General features: G+C 63.6%; 13 protein-coding genes. 11 read left to right on the forward strand and 2 right to left on the reverse strand.

The features are described from left to right. Positions 1-5: 5 nt before the first annotated feature. Positions 6-2651, reverse strand: coding sequence for a pyruvate dehydrogenase (acetyl-transferring), homodimeric type (aceE, locus tag CKW13_RS14425; RefSeq protein WP_095109301.1), 2646 nt, complete (start codon positions 2649-2651; stop codon positions 6-8). Between the two features lie 385 nt (positions 2652-3036). Here aceE and glnE point away from each other — a divergent pair, with 385 nt between their 5' ends. The 8 genes from glnE to CKW13_RS14465 all read left to right on the forward strand — a co-directional run bounded on the left by glnE (position 3037) and on the right by CKW13_RS14465 (position 13031). Further along, a complete protein-coding gene (glnE, locus tag CKW13_RS14430; protein WP_095109302.1) occupies positions 3037-5976 on the forward strand; it encodes a bifunctional [glutamate--ammonia ligase]-adenylyl-L-tyrosine phosphorylase/[glutamate--ammonia-ligase] adenylyltransferase in 2940 nt (979 codons plus the stop codon). A gap of 111 nt (positions 5977-6087) precedes the next feature. Beyond that, complete coding sequence (gene waaF, locus CKW13_RS14435) at positions 6088-7122, forward strand: lipopolysaccharide heptosyltransferase II (protein WP_095109303.1); 1035 nt, start codon at positions 6088-6090, stop codon at positions 7120-7122. 1 nt (position 7123) lies between these two features. After that, on the forward strand, positions 7124-8185 hold the full coding sequence (gene waaC, locus CKW13_RS14440) for a lipopolysaccharide heptosyltransferase I (protein ID WP_095109304.1): 1062 nt from the start codon (positions 7124-7126) through the stop codon (positions 8183-8185). Beyond that, positions 8185-9309 carry a glycosyltransferase family 4 protein gene (locus CKW13_RS14445; RefSeq protein WP_095109305.1) on the forward strand — a complete coding sequence of 375 codons (1125 nt, stop codon included), beginning with the start codon at positions 8185-8187 and terminating at the stop codon, positions 9307-9309. The genes waaC and CKW13_RS14445 overlap by 1 nt, the downstream gene beginning before the upstream one ends. Next, complete coding sequence (gene rfaP / locus CKW13_RS14450) at positions 9306-10112, forward strand: lipopolysaccharide core heptose(I) kinase RfaP (protein WP_095109306.1); 807 nt, start codon at positions 9306-9308, stop codon at positions 10110-10112. The genes CKW13_RS14445 and rfaP overlap by 4 nt, the downstream gene beginning before the upstream one ends. Next, positions 10112-10846, forward strand: a complete 735-nt coding sequence (locus tag CKW13_RS14455; RefSeq protein WP_095109307.1) for a lipopolysaccharide kinase InaA family protein — start codon at positions 10112-10114, stop codon at positions 10844-10846. Before rfaP ends, CKW13_RS14455 begins: the two co-directional genes overlap by 1 nt. Next, entirely contained in the window at positions 10843-11598 is a 756-nt protein-coding gene (locus CKW13_RS14460; protein ID WP_095109308.1) for a lipopolysaccharide kinase InaA family protein, read from the forward strand. Before CKW13_RS14455 ends, CKW13_RS14460 begins: the two co-directional genes overlap by 4 nt. After that, positions 11598-13031, forward strand: coding sequence for a lipopolysaccharide kinase InaA family protein (locus tag CKW13_RS14465; protein ID WP_095109309.1), 1434 nt, complete (start codon positions 11598-11600; stop codon positions 13029-13031). The genes CKW13_RS14460 and CKW13_RS14465 overlap by 1 nt, the downstream gene beginning before the upstream one ends. Before the next feature lie 36 nt (positions 13032-13067). On the opposite strand, the gene CKW13_RS14470 is transcribed toward CKW13_RS14465, so the two are convergent. Continuing rightward, positions 13068-15170, reverse strand: a complete 2103-nt coding sequence (locus CKW13_RS14470) for a TonB-dependent receptor (protein WP_095109310.1) — start codon at positions 15168-15170, stop codon at positions 13068-13070. Between the two features lie 398 nt (positions 15171-15568). On the opposite strand from CKW13_RS14470, the gene CKW13_RS14475 reads away from it, so the two are divergent. Genes CKW13_RS14475 through CKW13_RS14485 form a run of 3 tightly spaced genes read left to right on the forward strand, consistent with a single transcriptional unit; the run spans position 15569 to position 19486 of the window. Next, positions 15569-17323: a carbamoyltransferase gene (locus tag CKW13_RS14475; RefSeq protein ID WP_095109311.1), complete on the forward strand. Its 1755-nt coding sequence runs from the start codon at positions 15569-15571 to the stop codon at positions 17321-17323. Further along, entirely contained in the window at positions 17316-18221 is a 906-nt protein-coding gene (locus CKW13_RS14480) for a glycosyltransferase family 2 protein (RefSeq protein ID WP_095109312.1), read from the forward strand. The genes CKW13_RS14475 and CKW13_RS14480 overlap by 8 nt, the downstream gene beginning before the upstream one ends. An 8-nt stretch (positions 18222-18229) precedes the next feature. Next, a complete protein-coding gene (locus tag CKW13_RS14485) occupies positions 18230-19486 on the forward strand; it encodes a capsule biosynthesis protein (RefSeq protein ID WP_095109313.1) in 1257 nt (418 codons plus the stop codon). Position 19487: the final 1 nt, after the last annotated feature.

The following is a 19487-nucleotide window of genomic DNA, read 5'->3' on the forward strand; positions in this document are numbered from 1 at the left end:
TCTCCTCAGCAGTCCAGTGGGTTGCGTTTTTCCGGGTTGATACCGAACTTGACGATGGCCTCGGCCACCACCTTGGGTTCGATGTCACCACGGTCAGCCAAGGCTTCCAGGGCTGCCAACACCACGAAGTGACGGTCAACCTCGAAGAAGTGACGCAGCTTCTTACGGCTGTCACTGCGGCCGAAACCATCGGTGCCCAGGACTTTGAATTCCTTGGACGGGACCCACTGGCGAATCTGTTCGGCGAACAACTTCATGTAGTCGGTGGAGGCGATGACCGGACCCTTACGGCCGCTCAGGCACTCTTCGACGTAGCTCAGCGCAGGCTTCTGGCCTGGGTGCAGGCGGTTGCTGCGCTCCACGGCGAGGCCGTCGCGACGCAGTTCGTTGAAGCTGGTCACGCTCCATACGTCGGCGCCGATGTTGAACTCTTCGCGCAGGATCTTCGCCGCTTCGCGCACTTCACGCAGGATGGTGCCGGAGCCCATCAGTTGCACGTGGTGGGCCGCTTCGCGGGTGTCTTCTTCAAGCAGGTACATGCCCTTGACGATGCCTTCCTCGACACCGGCCGGCATGGCTGGCTGCTGGTAGGACTCGTTCATCACGGTGATGTAGTAGAAAACGTCCTGTTGCTCTTCGGTCATTTTCTTCATGCCGTCCTGGATGATGACCGCCAGCTCATAGCCGTAGGTCGGATCAAAGGTACGGCAGTTCGGGATGGTACCCGCCAGGATGTGGCTGTGACCGTCTTCGTGTTGCAGGCCTTCGCCGTTGAGCGTGGTGCGCCCGGCGGTGCCACCGATCAGGAAACCACGGGTGCGGCTGTCGCCAGCGGCCCAGGCCAGGTCGCCAATGCGCTGGAAGCCGAACATCGAGTAGAAGATGTAGAACGGCAGCATCGGCTGGTTGTGGCTGGAGTACGACGTACCGGCAGCGATGAAGGAACTCATGGCGCCCGCTTCGTTGATGCCTTCTTCGAGGATCTGGCCCTTCTTGTCTTCGCGGTAGAACATCACCTGGTCTTTATCGACGGGCTCGTAGAGCTGGCCGACGGAGGAGTAGATGCCCAGTTGGCGGAACATGCCTTCCATGCCGAAGGTACGGGCTTCGTCCGGGATGATCGGCACGATGCGTGGGCCGATTTCCTTGTCCTTGACCAGTTGCGCCAGGATGCGCACGAAGGCCATGGTGGTGGAGATTTCACGGTCGCCCGAGCCGTCCAGGATCGCCTTGAGGGTGTCCAGGGGCGGCGTCGGGATGCTGATGCTCTTGGCGCGGCGCTGTGGCACGAAACCACCCAGTGCGGTGCGGCGTTCGCTCAGGTAACGGGCTTCGGCGCTGCCTTCTTCGGGTTTGAAGAACGGCAGGTTTTCCAGCTCATCGTCCTTGACCGGGATGTCGAAGCGGTCGCGGAACAACTTCAGGCTGTCGACATCGACTTTCTTGGTGTTGTGCGCGGTGTTCTTCGCTTCGCCGGCGCCAGTGCCATAACCCTTGATGGTCTTGGCCAGGATCACGGTCGGCTGTTCTTTGTGGTTGACCGCTTGGTGGTACGCCGCGTAGACCTTGTACGGGTCGTGGCCGCCACGGTTGAGCTTCCAGATCTCGTCGTCGGACAAGTCGGCAACCATCGCCTTGAGTTCAGGGGTGTTGAAGAAGTGCTCACGGACGAACGCGCCGTCCTTGGCCTTGTAGTTCTGGTATTCGCCGTCGATGACTTCGTCCATGCGACGTTGCAGGATGCCGTCCACGTCCTTGGCCAGCAGTGGGTCCCAGAAACGGCCCCAGATGACTTTGGTCACGTTCCACTGGGCGCCACGGAACACGCCTTCGAGTTCCTGGATGATCTTGCCGTTGCCGCGAACCGGGCCGTCGAGGCGCTGCAGGTTGCAGTTGATGACGAAGATCAGGTTGTCGAGCTTCTCGCGGCCGGCCAGGGAGATGGCGCCCAGGGATTCGGGCTCGTCGCACTCGCCGTCACCCAGGAAGCACCAGACTTTCTGCTTGCCGGCGGGGATGAAGCCGCGTGCTTCCAGGTACTTCATGAAGCGTGCCTGGTAGATCGCCTGGATCGGGCCCAGGCCCATGGACACGGTGGGGAACTGCCAGAAATCAGGCATCAGCCAAGGGTGCGGGTACGACGAGAGGCCGCCACCGTCCACTTCCTGGCGGAAGTTGTTCATTTGCTCTTCGGTAATGCGGCCTTCCATGAACGCACGGGCGTAGACGCCTGGCGAGGTGTGGCCCTGGAAGTAGATCAGGTCGCCGCCGTGTTCGTCGGTGGGGGCCTGGAAGAAGTAGTTGAAGCCGATGTCATACAGGGTTGCGCTGGAGGCGAAGCTGGAGATGTGACCGCCCAGGTCAGAATCTTTCAAGTTCGTGCGCATCACCATGGCCATCGCGTTCCAGCGTACCAGCGAGCGAATGCGGCGTTCCATGAACAGGTCGCCAGGCATGCGTGCTTCGTGGGTAACGGGGATGGTGTTGCGGTACGGCGTGGTGATGGCGTAGGGCAGTTGCGAGCCGCTGCGGGTCGCGAGTTCGCCCATACGGGTCATCAGATAGTGAGCACGGTCTTCGCCTTCTTTGTCGAGAACCGATTCCAGGGCGTCCAGCCATTCCTGGGTTTCGACGGGATCGAGGTCTTGCATGGCTTGCTCCAGGGCGGAAAGGCTACCAGAATCGGTTGCCTGAGTTTGCGACTGGCCTTGTGGGCAGACGACATAAAATTCTTGGATGGCCGGCAGGTTGTTCCGGCGTCGTGTAGTTTTACTACAAATCGTCGGCCATTTCAGCCCTTCGGATGTATAGACGAGTAGTAAAACTACAGAAGAGTGACCCGTCTGCTCCTATTGGTTGATGAGAAAAAACGTTATTGCAGGTCTTTGTCGAGCAATGAAAGGTGACGGGTTGATGTTCGCTACCAAAAAAATACAGTTTTCAGCTATTTCTAACTTTTGTTGGACAGTCAGTCAGGTAGCGCTTTTCGGGCGTTCACTACATTGCCCTCTTTCTAATGCCGACCAAGGATAGACCATGAGCCTGCCCCCGTTGACCGAACTGCCGGCCATTCTCCTGCCATTGGTCAGCCGCGCCGAGCAGGCGTTTCGCGCCGCCGTGGCAGCCCTTGACGATGACCATGGCCTGGCCGCCTGGCCCGCCGAGCGTTGGGCGGCCTTTGCCCGCGTCACGGCAGCCAGCGACTTCGTGATTGAACAGAGTGTGCGTGACCCTTTGATGTTGCTGGCGCTGGTGCAGTCCGGCGAGTTGGACCGCGCCTATGGGCCGGGCGAGTTGTGCGCGCAGATCGCCAGCGCCGTGGCGGCCGCCGACACCGATGATGAGCTGGCTCGCATCCTGCGCCGCCAGCGCACGCGCCACCAGGTGCGGATCATCTGGCGCGACCTGACCCGCCAGGCTGACCTGGTGCAGACCTGCCGCGACCTTTCGGACATGGCCGACGCCTGCATCGACCAAGCCTATCAATGGTTGTACCTGCGCCATTGCCAACAGTTCGGCACGCCCACCGGCGCGCGCAGCGGCGAGCCGCAGCCGATGGTAATCCTGGGCATGGGCAAGTTGGGTGCGGTGGAACTCAACCTGTCTTCGGACATCGACCTGATCTTCGCCTACCCCGAGGGCGGCGAGACGGTGGGGGTCAAGCGTGCGCTGGACAACCAGGAGTTCTTCATCCGCCTGGGCCAGCGCCTGATAAAAGCCCTCGACCCGATGACCGTCGATGGCTTCGTTTTTCGCGTCGATATGCGCCTGCGGCCCTATGGCTCGTCCGGTGCCCTGGTGCTGAGCTTCAATGCGCTGGAGCAGTACTACCAGGACCAGGGCCGCGACTGGGAACGCTACGCGATGATTAAGGCGCGGGTGGTGGCGGGCGACCAGGTGGCCGGCGGGCATCTGCTCGACCTGCTGCGGCCCTTCGTTTACCGGCGTTACCTGGACTTCTCCGCGATCGAAGCGCTGCGCACCATGAAGCAGTTGATCCAGCAGGAAGTGCGGCGCAAGGGCATGGCCGACAACATCAAGCTTGGCTCCGGCGGCATCCGCGAGGTGGAGTTCATCGCCCAGGCCTTTCAACTGATCCACGGCGGCCGCGACCTGAGCCTGCAACAGCGGCCTCTATTAAAGGTGCTTGGCACTCTCGAAGGGCAGGGCTACCTGCCGCCGGCAGTGGTCGGCGAGTTGCGCGAAGGTTATGAGTTCCTGCGTTACACCGAGCACGCGATCCAGGCGATTGCCGACCGCCAGACCCAAATGCTCCCCGATGGCGAGCAGGATCAGGCGCGCATCGCCTTCATGCTCGGCTTTACCGACTGGGCGGCGTTCCACGAACAACTGATGTACTGGCGCAGCCGGGTGGATTGGCATTTCCGCCAGGTTATCGCCGACCCGGATGAAGACGAAGGCGAGGAAAGCGAAGTGGTGGTCGGCGGCGAATGGCTGCCGCTGTGGGAGGACGCCCAGGACGAAGAGGCCGCGTGCCGGCAATTGCACGAGGGCGGTTTTGTCGATGGCCCCAAGGCCCTCAAAGCCTTGGCCGGCCTGCGTGGTAGCCCGCAGTTGCGGGCCATGCAGCGCTTGGGTCGCGAGCGCCTGGATGCGTTCATTCCCCGTTTGCTGGCCCAGGCTGTAGAGCACGCCGACCCGGACCTGGTGCTCGAACGGGTACTGCCGCTGGTGGAAGCGGTGGCGCGGCGTTCGGCCTACCTGGTGCTGCTCACGGAAAACCCCGGGGCCTTGCGCCGCCTGCTGACGCTATGTGCCGCCAGCCCCTGGATCGCCGAGCAGATCACCCGTTTTCCGCTGCTGCTCGACGAGTTGCTCAACGAGGGGCGCCTGTTCAAGCCGCCCCTGGCGCCGGAGTTGGCCGCCGAATTGCGCGAGCGCCTGACGCGCATTCCCGAGGATGACCTGGAGCAGCAGATGGAGGCCCTGCGCCATTTCAAACTGGCCCACCGTTTGCGCGTCGCAGCCTCGGAAATCGCCGGCAGCCTGCCGTTGATGAAAGTCAGCGACTACCTGACCTGGCTCGCCGAGGCGATTCTCGAACAAGTGCTGGCCCTGGCCTGGCGTCAGACCGTGGCCAAGTACGGCGTGCCGCAACGCACCGACGGCACCCTGTGCGACCCGGGCTTCATCATCGTCGGCTACGGCAAGGTGGGTGGCCTGGAGCTGGGCCACGGCTCGGACCTGGACCTGGTGTTCATCCACGACGGCGACCCGCAGGCCGAGACCGATGGCGCCAAACCCATCGACGGCGCGCAGTTTTTCACCCGTCTGGGCCAGCGCATCATTCACCTACTGACCACCCAGACCAACTCCGGCCAGCTCTACGAAGTGGACATGCGCCTGCGACCTTCGGGCGCATCCGGGCTGCTAGTCAGCTCCCTCGGCGCCTTCGAGCGCTATCAGTTGAACGAGGCCTGGACCTGGGAGCACCAAGCCCTGGTACGGGCGCGGGTGTTGGTGGGCAGTGAGGAGGTGGGCCGCGCCTTCGAGCAGGTGCGCGCCCGGGTACTGGGGCGCGAGCAGGATCTGCCCAAGCTGCGCCAGGAAGTCAGCGAGATGCGCGCCAAGATGCGCGACAACCTCGGCACCAAGGCCACGGCGGCCGGCACGGGCGCCAATGCCTTCCAGGCCAGCGCACCGTTCGACCTCAAGCAGGACGCCGGAGGTATCGTCGATATTGAATTTATGGTGCAATACGCCGCTTTGGCGTGGTCTGCGCAACATCCGTCGTTGCTGCGCTACACCGACAATATCCGCATTCTGGAAGGGCTGGAGCAGGCAGGGCTGATGCCCGTGGCCGATGCCAGCCTGCTGCGCGAGGTGTACAAGGCCTACCGCGCCGCCGCGCACCGCCAGGCCTTGCAGAACGAGGCTGGCGTGGTGGCAGGGGACCAGTTCGTGGACGAACGCCAGCAAGTCCTGCGGATTTGGCGCGAGCTGGGGCTAAGCTGATGCGGGCGACGCACATCTAATGTGCGAGCGGCGCCCCACTGGGGGCGCCGCTTCACAATGACTATCGAGGCGGGGAGGCGTAAGCCTCCCCGTATCGTTTGTGGGAACTACATGAATATCCTGATCGTTGGACCCAGTTGGGTCGGTGACATGGTGATGGCGCAGACACTGTTCCAGTGCCTCAAGCAACGTCACCCGCAGTGCGAAATCGACGTGCTGGCCCCCGAGTGGAGCCGGCCGATCCTGGAACGCATGCCCGAAGTTCGCCAGGCCCTGAGTTTCCCCCTCGGCCACGGCGCCCTGGAGCTGGCGACGCGTCGGCGCATCGGCAAAACCCTGGCGGGCCAATACGACCAGGCGATCCTGCTGCCCAATTCGCTGAAATCGGCGTTGGTGCCGTTCTTCGCCGGCATCCCCCAGCGCACCGGTTGGCGTGGCGAGTTCCGCTACGGCCTACTCAACGACGTGCGCCGCCTCGACAAAGAACGCTACCCGCTGATGATCGAGCGCTTCATGGCCCTGGCCTACGCGCCGGGCGCCGAGTTGCCTACGCCTTACCCGCGCCCGGCCCTGCAAATCGACCCGCTGACCCGCGATGCAGCCCTGGCCAAGTTCGGCCTGAGCCTGGATCGCCCGGTGCTGGCCCTGTGCCCGGGCGCTGAGTTCGGCGAGTCCAAGCGCTGGCCGTCGGAGCACTACGCCAAGGTCGCGGAGCTGAAAATCCGCGAAGGCTGGCAGGTCTGGCTATTTGGCTCGAAAAACGACCACAGCGTCGGCGAAGACATCCGCAACCGCCTGATCCCGGGGCTGCGCGAGGAGGCGATGAACCTCAGTGGCGGCACCTCGCTGGCCGAAGCCATCGACCTGCTGTCCTGCGCGGACGCGGTGGTGTCCAACGATTCCGGGCTGATGCACGTGGCGGCCGCGCTGAACCGCCCATTGGTGGCGGTGTACGGTTCGACCTCGCCGGGGTTCACCCCGCCGCTGGCCGACCAGGTGGAAATCGTACGCCTGGGCCTCGATTGCAGCCCCTGTTTTGACCGCACCTGCCGTTTCGGCCATTACAACTGCCTGCGCCAATTGATGCCGCAACCGGTGGTGGACGCCTTGCAGCGCTTGCACAGCGCCCCGGTCGAGGTCCGTTAAGTTGCGGGTATTGCTCATCAAGACCTCGTCCCTGGGCGACGTCATCCACACCTTGCCCGCCCTGACGGACGCCGCCCGTGCCATCCCCGGCATCACCTTCGATTGGGTGGTGGAAGAAGGCTTCGCCGAGATCCCCACTTGGCACCCGGCCGTGGGCAAGGTGTTGCCCGTGGCGATCCGCCGCTGGCGGCAGAACCTCTGGCAAACCTTCAAAAGTGGCGAATGGCGGCGCTTCAAGCAAAGCGTGCGCGCCAACAAATACGACCTAGTGATCGACGCCCAGGGCCTGCTCAAAAGTGCCTGGCTGACCCGCTATGTTCGCGCCCCGGTGGCCGGTTTCGATCGCCAGTCGGCCCGCGAGCCGTTGGCGGCGCGCTTCTATTCCCGGCGCTTGGCGGTGGCCCGTGGGCAGCATGCGGTTGAACGCCTGCGCCAGTTGTTCGCCGTGGCCCTGGGCTACGACTTGCCCAAGGGCTTGGGCGACTACGGTTTGAGCATCGAGAAACTGGTGGAGCTGCCGCGTCGCCAGCCGTTCGTGCTGTTCTTGCACGGCACCACCTGGGACACCAAGCACTGGCCCGAAGCCTATTGGCGCGAGTTGGCCGAACGCGTGGGCCACCATGGCTTGGAAGTGAAGCTGCCGTGGGGTAACCCGGCGGAAAAGGCCCGGGCCGAGCGCATCGCCAGCGGTTTTCCCCATGCCCAGGTGCTGCCCAAATTGAACCTGGCCGGTGTGGCCAAAGTGTTGGCCGCCGCCCAGGCGTGCGTGGCGGTGGATACCGGGTTAGGCCACTTGGCCGCGGCGCTGGACGTGCCGACCATCTCCCTGTTCGGCCCCACCAACGTCGGCCTGACTGGCGCCTACGGCAAGAGCCAGGTGCACCTGGCCAGCGATTTTCCCTGCGCGCCGTGCCTGCAAAAAAAATGCACTTATCAACCGACTGCGCGGGACCAGCAGCGGTTCGATCTCAAGCGCGAGTGGCCGCTGTGCTTCACTCGCGTCAATCCCGAGCGTGTTGCTAGCCGTTTAAGCACGTTGTTACTGGCTGAGGAATTGCGCTGATGCAACTGGCTTTCGTCCTTTATAAATACTTCCCGTTTGGCGGTTTGCAGCGCGACTTCATGCGCATCGCCCTGGAGTGCCAGCAGCGCGGGCACCAAATCCGCGTTTACACCCTGATCTGGGAAGGCGATATCCCGCCCGGTTTCGAGGTGCTGGTGGCGCCGGTCAAGGCGTTCTTCAATCACAGGCGCAACGAAAAACTCACCGAATGGATGCAGGCCGACCTGGCCCGCCGCCCGGTGGACCGCTTGATCGGCTTCAACAAAATGCCCGGCCTGGACGTCTACTACGCCGCCGACGGCTGCTTTGAAGACAAGGCGCAAACCCTGCGCAACCCGCTGTACCGCCGCTGGGGCCGCTACCGGCACTTTGCCGAGTACGAGCGGGCGGTGTTCGGCAAAGACGCGAAAACCCAGGTGCTGATGATCTCCGAGGTGCAACAGCCGTTGTTCATCAAGCACTACGACACGCCGCTGGAGCGCTTCCACCTGCTGCCCCCGGGCATCGCCCAGGACCGCCGCGCACCGGCCAATGCCGACGAAATCCGTGCGCAGTTCCGCTGTGAGTTCAACTTGGGCGACAGCGACCTGCTGCTGGTGCAGATCGGCTCCGGGTTCAAGACCAAGGGCGTGGACCGCAGCCTCAAGGCCCTGGCGGCGCTGCCGGCGGAACTGAAAAAACGCACGCGGCTGTTTGTAATCGGCCAGGACGACCCCAAGGTATTCCAATTGCAAAGTGCCACATTGGGCTTGGGCGACCAGGTGCAGTTCCTCAAGGGGCGCAGCGACATCCCGCGCTTCTTGCTGGGCGCCGACCTGTTGATCCACCCGGCGTACAACGAAAACACCGGCACCGTGTTGCTCGAAGCCGTGGTGGCGGGGTTGCCGGTGTTGGTCAGCGCGGTGTGCGGTTATGCCCACTACATCCGCGAGGCGGACGCGGGCCTGGTGCTGGACGAACCTTTCGACCAAGCCCAATTGGCGCAGTACCTGGCCACCATGTTGGCCGACGATGCGGCCCGTAAGGCCTGGAGCCTCAACGGCCTGGCCTTCGCCGACACGGCCGACCTCTACAGCATGCCGCAGCACGCGGCAGATGTGATTTTGGCGGAGCAAGCGCAATGAAACTGATTCTCGCCGAACCGTTCAAGCGCCTTTGGGCCGGGCGCGATGCGTTCACCGAAGTCGAAGCCTTGAGCGGCCAGGTTTACCGCGAACTGGAGGCCCGCCGCACCCTGCGCACCGAGGTCGAAGGGCGCGGCTATTTCGTGAAAATCCACCGCGGCATCGGTTGGGGCGAAATCTTCAAAAACCTGCTCACCGCCAAGCTGCCGGTACTCGGTGCCGGCCAGGAATGGCGGGCGCTGGAACGCTTGCATCAGGCCGGCGTGCCGACCATGACCGCCGTGGCCTATGGCGAGCGGGGCAGCAACCCGGCGGACCAGCATTCGTTCATCGTGACCGAAGAACTGGCGCCGACCATCAGCCTCGAAGACTTCAGCCTCGACTGGCGCGCCCACCCGCCGGCGCCGCGCCTCAAGCGTGCGCTGATCGACGAAGTGGCGCGCATGACCGGCATGATGCACCGCGCCGGGGTCAACCACCGCGACTGCTACATCTGCCACTTCCTGCTGCACACCGACAAACCGGTGCGCGCCGACGACCTCAAACTGTCGGTCATCGACCTGCACCGCGCCCAGACCCGCCCGGCCATTACCAAGCGCTGGCGCAACAAGGACCTGGCCGCGCTGTACTTCTCGGCGCTGGACATCGGCCTGACCCCGCGTGACAAACTGCGCTTTCTCAAGGGCTATTTCCTGCTGCCGTTGCGCCAGATCCTGCGCGACGAAGCGCCCTTGCTGTCGCGCCTGGAGGGCCGGGCCAAGAAACTCTACGAGCGCAAGCAGCGTTACGGAGATGCGCTCTGATGGCGGGTTGGAACCTGGAGCCGGCCTACCGTCACCTGGACCAGGACTTCGGCAGCCTGGACGCCGTATTTGCCCTCAAGGGCGAACGCCTGACCCACGACCCCTTGTCGGAAGTGATCCGCGTCGAACGTGGCGGCATTCACTACTACGTCAAGCGCTACAGGGGCGCCGGCAAGGGCCTGCGCCGTTACCTGGGCAAGCCGCGGGTCAAGGCCGAATGGCAGAACCTCAAGCGCTTCGCCAAGTGGGGCATCCCCACCGCCGACGTCATTGCCTGGGGCCTGGAACGCAAAGGCCTGGCCTATGATCGCGGGGCGATGATTACCCGCGAGCTGCCGCACACCGAAGACCTGTCGGCCCTGGCCAAGCGCCAGGACCCGCGCCTCAAGGACCGGGCCTGGGTCGATGGCCTGAGCCGGCAACTGGCGCTCTACACTCGGGCGATGCACGAGCATTGCTTTACTCACAACGACCTGAAGTGGCGCAACCTGTTGATCGATAAAGAGGATCGCCTCTATCTGATCGACTGCCCCAACGGTGATTTCTGGCGCGGCTTCTGGCTCAAATACCGTATTACCAAGGACTTGGCGTGCCTGGACAAAGTGGCCAAATATCATCTTTCGGCCACCCAGCGCCTGCGCTTTTACCTGCAATACACCCAACGCTTGCGCCTCAATGCGGCGGATAAGCAGCGGGTGCGGCACGTGGTGAGATTTTTCGAGGGGCGCGAATGATGGACTTTATGTCGGCGCAGGATCGCGCCTTGCTGGAACGTCATGGCCTGGGCACTTTCGACGCGCTCTGGGCCAAAGAGCTTGAGGCGGTGGACGAGCCCAACAGTAGCCGTGGCGGCTGGAGCAGCGTGTATCGCCTGGACCTGGAAGGGCAGGGCTTCTACCTCAAGCGCCAGAGCAACTACCTGACCCGCACCTTGCATCGCCCGTTTGGCGAGCCGAGCTTCGCCCGGGAGTTTCGCAATATCAGCCGTTACCAGCGCCTGGGCATCCCCGCGTTGGAGGCGGCGTTTTTCGGCGAGCGCAAAGTGCCCGGCGAAACCCGTGCGCTGCTGCTGACCCGGGCCCTGGACGGCTGGGACGACCTCGATTCGCTGTTGCAGCGCTGGGCCGAGCTGAGCGCTGTACAGCACCGGGCAATTTTGCAGGCCTGTGGCGTGCTGGCCCGCCAACTGCACGGCTTGCGCCAGATCCACGGCTGCTTCTACCCCAAGCACATCTTTTTGCAGGCCAGTGGCGACGGTTACCAGGCCCAGTTGATCGACTTGGAGAAAACCCGGCCCCTGCTGTTTGGCGTGCGCGACCGGGTCAAGGACCTTGAGCCCTTGCTGCGCCGCACGGCGCGAGTATGGAATGCGGCGGATGTACGCATATTGCTGGCGGCCTACCTGGACCAGCCCACCGATAGCACCCTGGTGGACGCCTGGCTCGTACGCCTGGGCGCACGCAGTAGCCATAAGGAGGCCCGTTGATGGGTTTGTCCGAACTCAAAAATGCCGGTCGCACGCCCGCGCTACCCATCAGCCTGACCCTGGCCGACGCCGCGGGGCCTGCTGATTTGCAGTTGCTCAGCCTGTTGCGGGTATTGCCGGGCCAGCGTTATGTGGGGGCCGGGGTCTGGCGCGGGCGGGCGGTGCTGGCCAAGTTGCTGGTGGGCAGCAAGGCTGCGCGGCATTTTCAGCGTGAACTGGCAGGTGTGCGTTTGCTCGCCGAACAAGGCCTGACCACGCCGCTGCTGTTGGCCGATGGCTTGCAGGAAGGCGCGGGCGGCTGGCTGCTGTTCGAGTACCTGGAAGGCGCGCAGAGCCTGGGCGAGGCCTGGCAAGCGGTGCAAGCCCTGCCGGTGCTGGCCGACGAGCAAGTCGCGGTGCTGGGCGAAGCCCTGGCCGCCATCGGCCAGTTGCACGCCAAAGGCCTGTGGCAGGAAGACCTGCACCTGGATAACCTGCTGCGCCACGGCGGTGAGCTGTATTTGATCGACGGTGCGGGGATCTGCGCCGAACAGGCCGGTAAACCCCTGTCGCGGGACAAGGTGCTGGAAAACCTCGGGGTGTTTTTCGCCCAGTTGCCCAAGGCCCTGGAGCCCTTCACCGAAGAGCTGCTGGTGCATTACCTGCTCAGCAACGGCGAGCACGCCTTGCCCCTCGAAGCCCTGCAAAAGCAGGTCGATCGCGTGCGGGCCTGGCGCCTGCGCGATTGGCTGAAAAAGGTTGGCCGCGAATGCACCCTGTTCGCCGTGCAGCGTGGTGCGTTTATGTTGCGCGCCATCCGCCGCGAAGAAGAAGCGGCCATGTTGCCGGTGCTGGAGCAGGCCGACGCCTTGCTCGACCAGGGCCACCTGTATAAAACCGGCGGCGCGGCCAGCGTGGGCCGGGTGGACGTGGCGGGGCGCACCCTGCTTATCAAGCGCTACAACATCAAGGGCTTTGCCCACTGGCTCAAGCGCTTCTGGCGCCCGAGCCGCGCCTGGCACTCCTGGCGTGAAGGCAATCGCCTGGTGTTCCTGGGGATCGCCACGCCCAAGCCACTGGCCTTGCTGGAAAAACGCTTTCTGTGGCTACGCCGTAGCGCTTACCTGGTGACCGAGTACCTGCCGGGCCCGGACATTCTCGAGCGCTTTGCCCCCTACGTGGCCAGCGGTGCCGCGCCCGAGCGTGAGTTGCAGGCGTTGGATCAACTGTTCGCCGAATTGATCCGCGAGCGCATCAGCCACGGCGATTTCAAGGGCCACAACCTGTTCTGGCACGAGGACCGCTGGGCGCTGATCGACTTGGATTCGATGTGCCAGCACTCATCCGCCAGCAGCTTCGCCCCGGCCTACGCCCGCGACCGCGCGCGGTTCATGCGTAACTGGGCGCCGGACAGCGCCCTGTACCGGGTGATCGACCAGCGCTTACCTCGGTAAGCCCTGGTTCCGGCACAAGCCTGTTCCCGCGTCACGTCAAAAGTTGTACTCAGCCCCCGCCCCCGCATACCACGAGCGCCCCGGCGCGGCTTCGTAGTAGCGGTGGTTGCCGTCGCCGACGATCACCGAGCCCACGTACTGGCGATCCAGCAGGTTGTCCAGGCGTAGGGTCTGGTGGAAGGTCCAGTGCTGGGCCTTCTGCTCGAAGCGGGCGCGCCAGTTGAACACGCTGTAGGCCGGGGCCGCGCGCTGCTGGTTGGTGTCTTCGACGTAGACCTTGCTGCGGTACAGGCCTTCGACGGCGGTGCTGACCCAGTCCCGGGGTTTCCAGTTCAGCTCGGCGAAGAGGGTGGTTTGGGGCACGCCGGGCAGGTAGTTGCCTTTGTCGACTGGGTTTTTAGTCTTTCCGCTTACGCTGACAAAGTCGCTGTCATAGGTGGCCTGCAAGCGGGTGTAGGCCAGGCTGGTGCTCCAGTGCTCGCTGAGTTGGCTTTCCAGGCCCAGCTCGAAGCCGCGGCGCAGGGTGCGGCCGGCGTTTTGATAGCTGGTGCGGCCAGCGTCGGAGCCAGCCACCACCAACTCATCCTCGGTGGTGATCTGGAACACGGCGGCGTTGATCCGCGTGTCCTGGCCGACCTTGGCTTTCAGGCCGATTTCGTACTGGGTACTTTGCGAGGGCTTGAGGCCGAAGTTGAAGCCTTCGTCGCCGCCGGGGGCGTAGGCCAGTTCGGCCTGGGTCGGGGTCTCGAAGCCTTTGCCGGCGCTGACGTAGCCGTGCAGGTTCTCGGTGAAGGCGTACAGGGCGCTCATGGACGGTGTGGTTTTCTGGTAGCGCTTGTTGCCGCTGGCGTCGCCGTTGCTGAGGAACTTGTCGTCAACATCCATTTCCATGGTGCTGTGGCGCAGGCCGGCTTGCAGGGTCCAGCGGCCCAGGGCCCAGTTGGCCTGGATATAGGGGTCGAGGCTGCGGGCGGTGTCCACTTCGTCGCGACGCTCCTCGCCCTTGACCCCCAACTGGCTGCCTTTGTAATTCTGGTAGCCGTGGCGGTCGTCCTGGCTCTGGTCGAAGTCCAGGCCGCCGATCAGCGTCAGCTCGCCGGCCACGCCCTCAACCGGTTGCAGCCAGCGCACGCCGGCACCGTAGAAGGTGCGGTCGAACTGCACCACGCCGCCGCCGCCGCGTTCGTTGGCGGGCGTGCCCTTGGGAATCGACAGGTACTGAATCACGCTGCGCTGCCCGGTGTAGGCGTTGACCTGCAAGGTCGCGTCGCCGATATAGCGTTCGTAGTTCATGCCCAGTTGCTGGTGGTCGATGCTTTTGCGGGTGTTGTAGTTCAGGGCGTTCGGCGTCACCGAGCGCGGGTCGGCCTTGTACCCCGCCCAGGTCTGGCCCAGCGGGTCCTGGGTGCCGTTCTGTTCCAGGCTGCTGTAGATCAGCGCCATCTTGCTGTCATCGTCGGGCTTGAAGTTGAGCTTGGCGAAGGTCTGGTCGCGGCGTGCGCTGCTGTGGTCGCGGTAGCCGTCGGTGTCCAGGCTGGAGGCATCGAGGACAAAGCCTGCGCCCTCCACCGCGCCTTCGGCGCTGAGGTGGTTGCGGTTCAGGCCATCGCTGCCGAACAGGGTTTCGGCGCCGATGCGCGGCGGGCCTCCGCCCTCGCGGGAGAACATCTGGATCACTCCGCCGGCGTTGCTGCCGTACAGGCTGGCGGCCGGGCCGCGCAGCACTTCGATGCGCTCGGCGGTGTCGAGGTTGAACGTGGCAGCCTGGCCCTGGCCGTCCGGGGTGCTGGCGGGGATGCCGTCGGCGATCAGCTTGATGCCGCGCACACCGAAGGCCGAGCGGGCGCCGAAGCCGCGGGAGGAAATCTGCAAGTCCTGTGCATAGTTCTGGCGGTTCTGCACCACCAACCCCGGCACGCGTGACAGTGCTTCGGAGGCGTTGATGCCCAGTTGGCCGTCGCTGATCTGCTCGCGGCTGATGGCGTCCACGGAGTAGGGCAGGTCAAAGCTGGAGCTGATACTGCGCGAGCCGCTGACCACGCTGGGGTCGAGCTCCAGGGCGGGGCTTTGGGCATGGCTGGTGCCGATAAAGCCCCACAGCGTGAGGAGGACGAAAGGGGCGCGGGCAACTGTTTTCATTGGGGTGGTAAAGGTCCGTAGTGGGCCGCACGCAGGGTGGCGGCAAAAAAAGGGGCGCGAGTGTAACGATTGATGAGCGTGGCGGGCGGATTTATTTAGCACCCTATCGTTATTGACGGCCTCGCCATACTGTCCTTTGGTGGCGGTGGCGCGGGAAAAAGTCCCGGCGCGTCGCGCCCCTGTGAGCAGGGTAGCTGGCGAGTAGCGAACCGGCAGGCTCGATGTTGCGCGCCTGGGCTGGCTGCCACAGGGCTTGGCCTGCGTCAAAGGCGTGTCTACAGACCCTGGCCTTATTAGGCTATAATCCCGCCCTTTTACTGCCTGTCGCCGCTGTGCGAGGGCACATTCATCTCGGGCGCCCGCCGCCCGCATGCAGACTTACTAGAGGCTAGACCCCTGTGGCATTGACGATTCTTGGCCTGTCCGGCGCCCTTAGCCATGATCCTTCCGCAGCCCTGTATATCGACGGCAAGCTGATCGCCGCGGCCGAAGAGGAGCGCTTCGTACGCGACAAACATGCAAAGAACCGCATGCCCTACGAATCGGCGAAATTCTGCCTGGAACAGGCCGGCATCAAGCCCGGCGACGTCGATGTGGTGGCGATTCCGTTCGCACCCATCAGCCTGTTCGGCAAGGCCCGCTGGCACTATGCCAAGCGCTATTGGTACGCCCCGGACCGCGCCCTTGACGCGATCCTGATGGGCAACCGGCGCTACAAGCGTTATCGCAACAAAATCGTCTGGTGCCTGGAGCAACTGGGCTTCGACCCGAAGAAGATCAAGATCGAGCCGGTCGAGCATCACCTGGCCCACGCCTCCAGCGCCTACCACTGCTCCGGTTTCAAAGAGAAAACCGCGATCCTGGGGATCGACGGCAAGGGCGAGTACGCCACCACGTTCTTCGGCTACGGCGAAAACGGCAAGATCCACAAGATCAAGGAATTCTTCGACCCGGATTCCCTGGGCGGCCTCTACGGCGCGATCACCGAGTTCCTCGGTTTCGAGATGCTCGACGGCGAGTTCAAGGTCATGGGCATGGCGCCCTACGGCGATGCCAGCAAGTACGATTTCTCGCGTTTGGCCTCGTTCGAGAATGGCGAGTTGGTGATTAACACCGACTACGCCAACGTCATTGGCCTGCGTCGCTACAAAGAGAACGGCAAGGGCTTTTACTTCTCGCCCAAGCTGATCGAGTGGCTGGGCCCCAAGCGCGAAGGCGATATCGCCGACGAGCCGTACATCCACTACGCCGCGAGCATGCAAGCGCTGTTCGAGAAACTGGCGTTGCAGATGATCGACTACTACCTGGGTGACGTGCTCAAGGAAACCGGCAAGCTCGCTTTCGCTGGCGGCTGTGCGTTGAACGTCAAGCTGAACCAGAAAATCATCGCGCGCGATGACATCAAGGAACTGTTCGTGCAGCCTGCATCCGGTGACGCCGGCACTGCGGTAGGTGCCGCAGCCTATGTGTCCCATGCCCGTGGCGTGCCGGTGGAGAAGATGGAGCACGTCTACCTCGGCCCTTCCTACAGCAACGAAGATGTGATCGCGGCCTGCGCCCGTCACCCGAGTGCGCCGACGTGGCGCAAGCTCGACAACATGCCGGAAAAAATCGCCAAGATCATGGTGGATGGCAATCCGGTGGCCTGGTTCCAGGGCCGCATGGAGTTCGGCCCACGTGCCCTCGGCGGGCGCTCGATCATCGGTTGCCCAAGCGCCACCGGCGTGGCGGACCGGATCAACCACCAGATCAAGTTCCGCGAGCGCTGGAGGCCTTTCTGCCCGTCCATGCTCGACACCGTCGCGCCGCAGATGATTAAGGTCGATCACCCGGCGCCGTTCATGACCTTCACTTTCGAAGTGGCCGAGGAGTGGAAAACCCGCGTGCCGGAGGTGGTCCACGAAGACGGTACATCCCGCGCCCAGGTGCTCAAGCGCGATTACAACCCGCGTTACTACGACATGATGAAAGCGCTGGAGGTGCTGACCGGCAATGGCGTGTCGTTGAACACCTCGCTCAACCGCCGTGGCGAGCCGATGATCTGCTCGCCCACCGATGCGCTGAATATGTTCTTCGGCTCGGATCTGCAGTACCTCATCATGGAAGACATTTTGGTGGTCAAGGATGGCGCGGACGACTACACCGTTGACTGAATTACTGATTAGCGTTGTTATCCCGGCCTACAACTACGCCAAGACCTTGCCCCGTGCGGTGAACTCGGTGTTGGCGCAGCTAGGGCAGGCGAACGCAGAGCTGTTGGTCATCGATGATGGCTCCACGGACGAAACTCCTCAGGTGCTGGAGCACTTGCAGGATGAGCACCCGGGGCTTTTTCGCGTGATACGCAAGGTCAATGGCGGCCTGGCTTCTGTGCGTAACCTGGGCATCCTGAAGGGGAAGGGACAGTACCTGATCTTTCTTGACGCCGATGACGAGATGGCGCCGGGGGCGCTGAAGGCAGTGACGCAGCATATTGCGGCCGCTCCCCAGACGCGGTTGATTATCGGCGGCCATTGGTCGGTGTTCGAGGACGGCTCCCGTACGCTGCATCACGTTAAGCCTTTGCCCGTCACGGCGCGCGAACGGGTGCGTGGGTACTTGCTGGACAAGACCGTGTCGCTGTCCAATGGCGCCTGCGCCATGCACCGCGAGGTGTTCGCGCCCGGTAATTATCCCGAGCATTTGCGTAACGCCGAAGACCTGCCGGTGTTCGCCCAGGTGCTGGCGCGGTTCCCGTGCAGTGTGCTCGACCAGCCATTGGCACTGATCTACAAGCACCCGGGCAGCATGCGCCACGACCTCAAGCAGAGCCTGGCGGCCGGTGTGGGCATGGTGGAGGAAGTGTTTTCCCCGGCGCGCATGCCCGCTGATTTGCAGGACTTGCGCCAGGCGTTCCTGGCCCAGCGCTGCCTGTCGTTATTCCGCGATTGCTACAGCGCGGGTGATTACGCCAATGCCAGGAAGTTCTATGCCCTGGCCGTGCGCACGGACTGGCGTTCGCTGATGCGCTGGTCCTATACCCGCAAGGCCATCCGATTGCTTTTCGCGTGAGTGTGTTGATGCCTATACAGGGAAGTTGGGCACAAAAGGCCCGTGAGCTGGATCGTTATCGCTGGAAACTGCTGCGCGAGCGCCATGGTCGCTGCGCCAGTGCCCTGCGTTTGCTGCGCGACTTTCTGGTGGATGTGGCAGTTGGCGTCCGTGCCAGGCTGTGCTTGAGCCGCGTGCTGGAACCGACGCCTTGCGAGGTGCTGTTGCTGCACTCGGCGCCCAAGTCCATGGCGTTGCAGCGCAAGAACATTCTGATCGACGCGGTGCGCCATCGGGGCCTGCAATTGGCCGAGGCGGCGCTGCGCTCGGCGCCGGAGTCCTGCGCCAAGCGCATGCTGTTGGCACCGCCCGAACCGGTGCCGTTGCGCTATCTGGCCTACGCGGCCCACGCCCAATGGCTGGTCAGCCAGTATCAGCCCAAAGTCCTTGTCAACGAGCGCAACGGCAGCCTGCACGCGCCTTTCCTGCGTTTGGCGCTGGCGGCGCGTGGGGCCACGCTGCTGCAATTGGCGCACTCGGCGACCCTAGAGCCTTCGCGGCGCCTGGCGATGAACGATTTCGACTATTACGGTGTGTTTGGCCGCAGTTCGCTGATGGCGTTGCAGGCACGCGGCTTGCGCTTTGGTGAGTCCACCGTGGTGTTGGTGGGTTCCTACCTGGCTGATGAAACCTACGATTTGCCAGTAGCTGATCCCGCGCTCAAGACGCTGCTGATCCTCGGTGTCGGCCCGGACCGGGAGAAAGAGCCCGGTTACCAACGCACCTACGCCTTACTGCGCGACTGGGCCGCGGCACACGGGCATTATCGCGTGCTGTTCAAGCGCCACCCGCGCAGCAAGGCGCAGTTCTGGAGTGAGGCGGCGGCGAGCCTGGGCAATGTCGAGTTGTTGGCGCCGGCCTGTACCTTGGCCGATGCGTTGGCGCAGTCCAGTGTGGTGGTCAATATCATGTCCAACGCCGGGTTGGAGGCGGGCTTGGCTGGGCGGCCGGTGATCTATGTGAATGCCGGGGATGACGCGGATATCTTTTCCCACGAGCAGTTTTTCGGCGCTCAGGTGCGCGATGGCGAGGTGTTTTCCCGCCGCTTGCAGGCGCTGGAGCTCGATTATCCGGGGCATGTCGCCCAGGCCCGGGCCTTTGCCGATTTCCACTTGGTGTACGGTTCGCAGGGGCTGGCTAAAACCGTGCAACTGGTGGACCTCCTGGCGCGCGGCGAAGACCCGGCCAGGGTCTTCGAGACGATTACCCTGGCCGCCGTAGGCTGAC

The sequence above is a fragment of the Pseudomonas sp. Irchel 3E20 genome, assembly GCF_900187645.1.
Taxonomy (GTDB): domain Bacteria; phylum Pseudomonadota; class Gammaproteobacteria; order Pseudomonadales; family Pseudomonadaceae; genus Aquipseudomonas.

Bases quoted from the DNA above. Each gene is read 5' to 3' on its own strand.
- aceE (WP_095109301.1), bottom strand. From the start codon at position 2,651: ATGCAAGACCTCGATCCCGTCGAAACCCAGGAATGGCTGGACGCCCTG.
- glnE (WP_095109302.1), top strand. From the start codon at position 3,037: ATGAGCCTGCCCCCGTTGACCGAACTGCCGGCCATTCTCCTGCCATTG.
- waaF (WP_095109303.1), top strand. From the start codon at position 6,088: ATGAATATCCTGATCGTTGGACCCAGTTGGGTCGGTGACATGGTGATG.
- CKW13_RS14445 (WP_095109305.1), top strand. From the start codon at position 8,185: ATGCAACTGGCTTTCGTCCTTTATAAATACTTCCCGTTTGGCGGTTTG.
- rfaP (WP_095109306.1), top strand. From the start codon at position 9,306: ATGAAACTGATTCTCGCCGAACCGTTCAAGCGCCTTTGGGCCGGGCGC.
- CKW13_RS14455 (WP_095109307.1), top strand. From the start codon at position 10,112: ATGGCGGGTTGGAACCTGGAGCCGGCCTACCGTCACCTGGACCAGGAC.
- CKW13_RS14460 (WP_095109308.1), top strand. From the start codon at position 10,843: ATGATGGACTTTATGTCGGCGCAGGATCGCGCCTTGCTGGAACGTCAT.
- CKW13_RS14465 (WP_095109309.1), top strand. From the start codon at position 11,598: ATGGGTTTGTCCGAACTCAAAAATGCCGGTCGCACGCCCGCGCTACCC.
- CKW13_RS14470 (WP_095109310.1), bottom strand. From the start codon at position 15,170: ATGAAAACAGTTGCCCGCGCCCCTTTCGTCCTCCTCACGCTGTGGGGC.
- CKW13_RS14485 (WP_095109313.1), top strand. From the start codon at position 18,230: ATGCCTATACAGGGAAGTTGGGCACAAAAGGCCCGTGAGCTGGATCGT.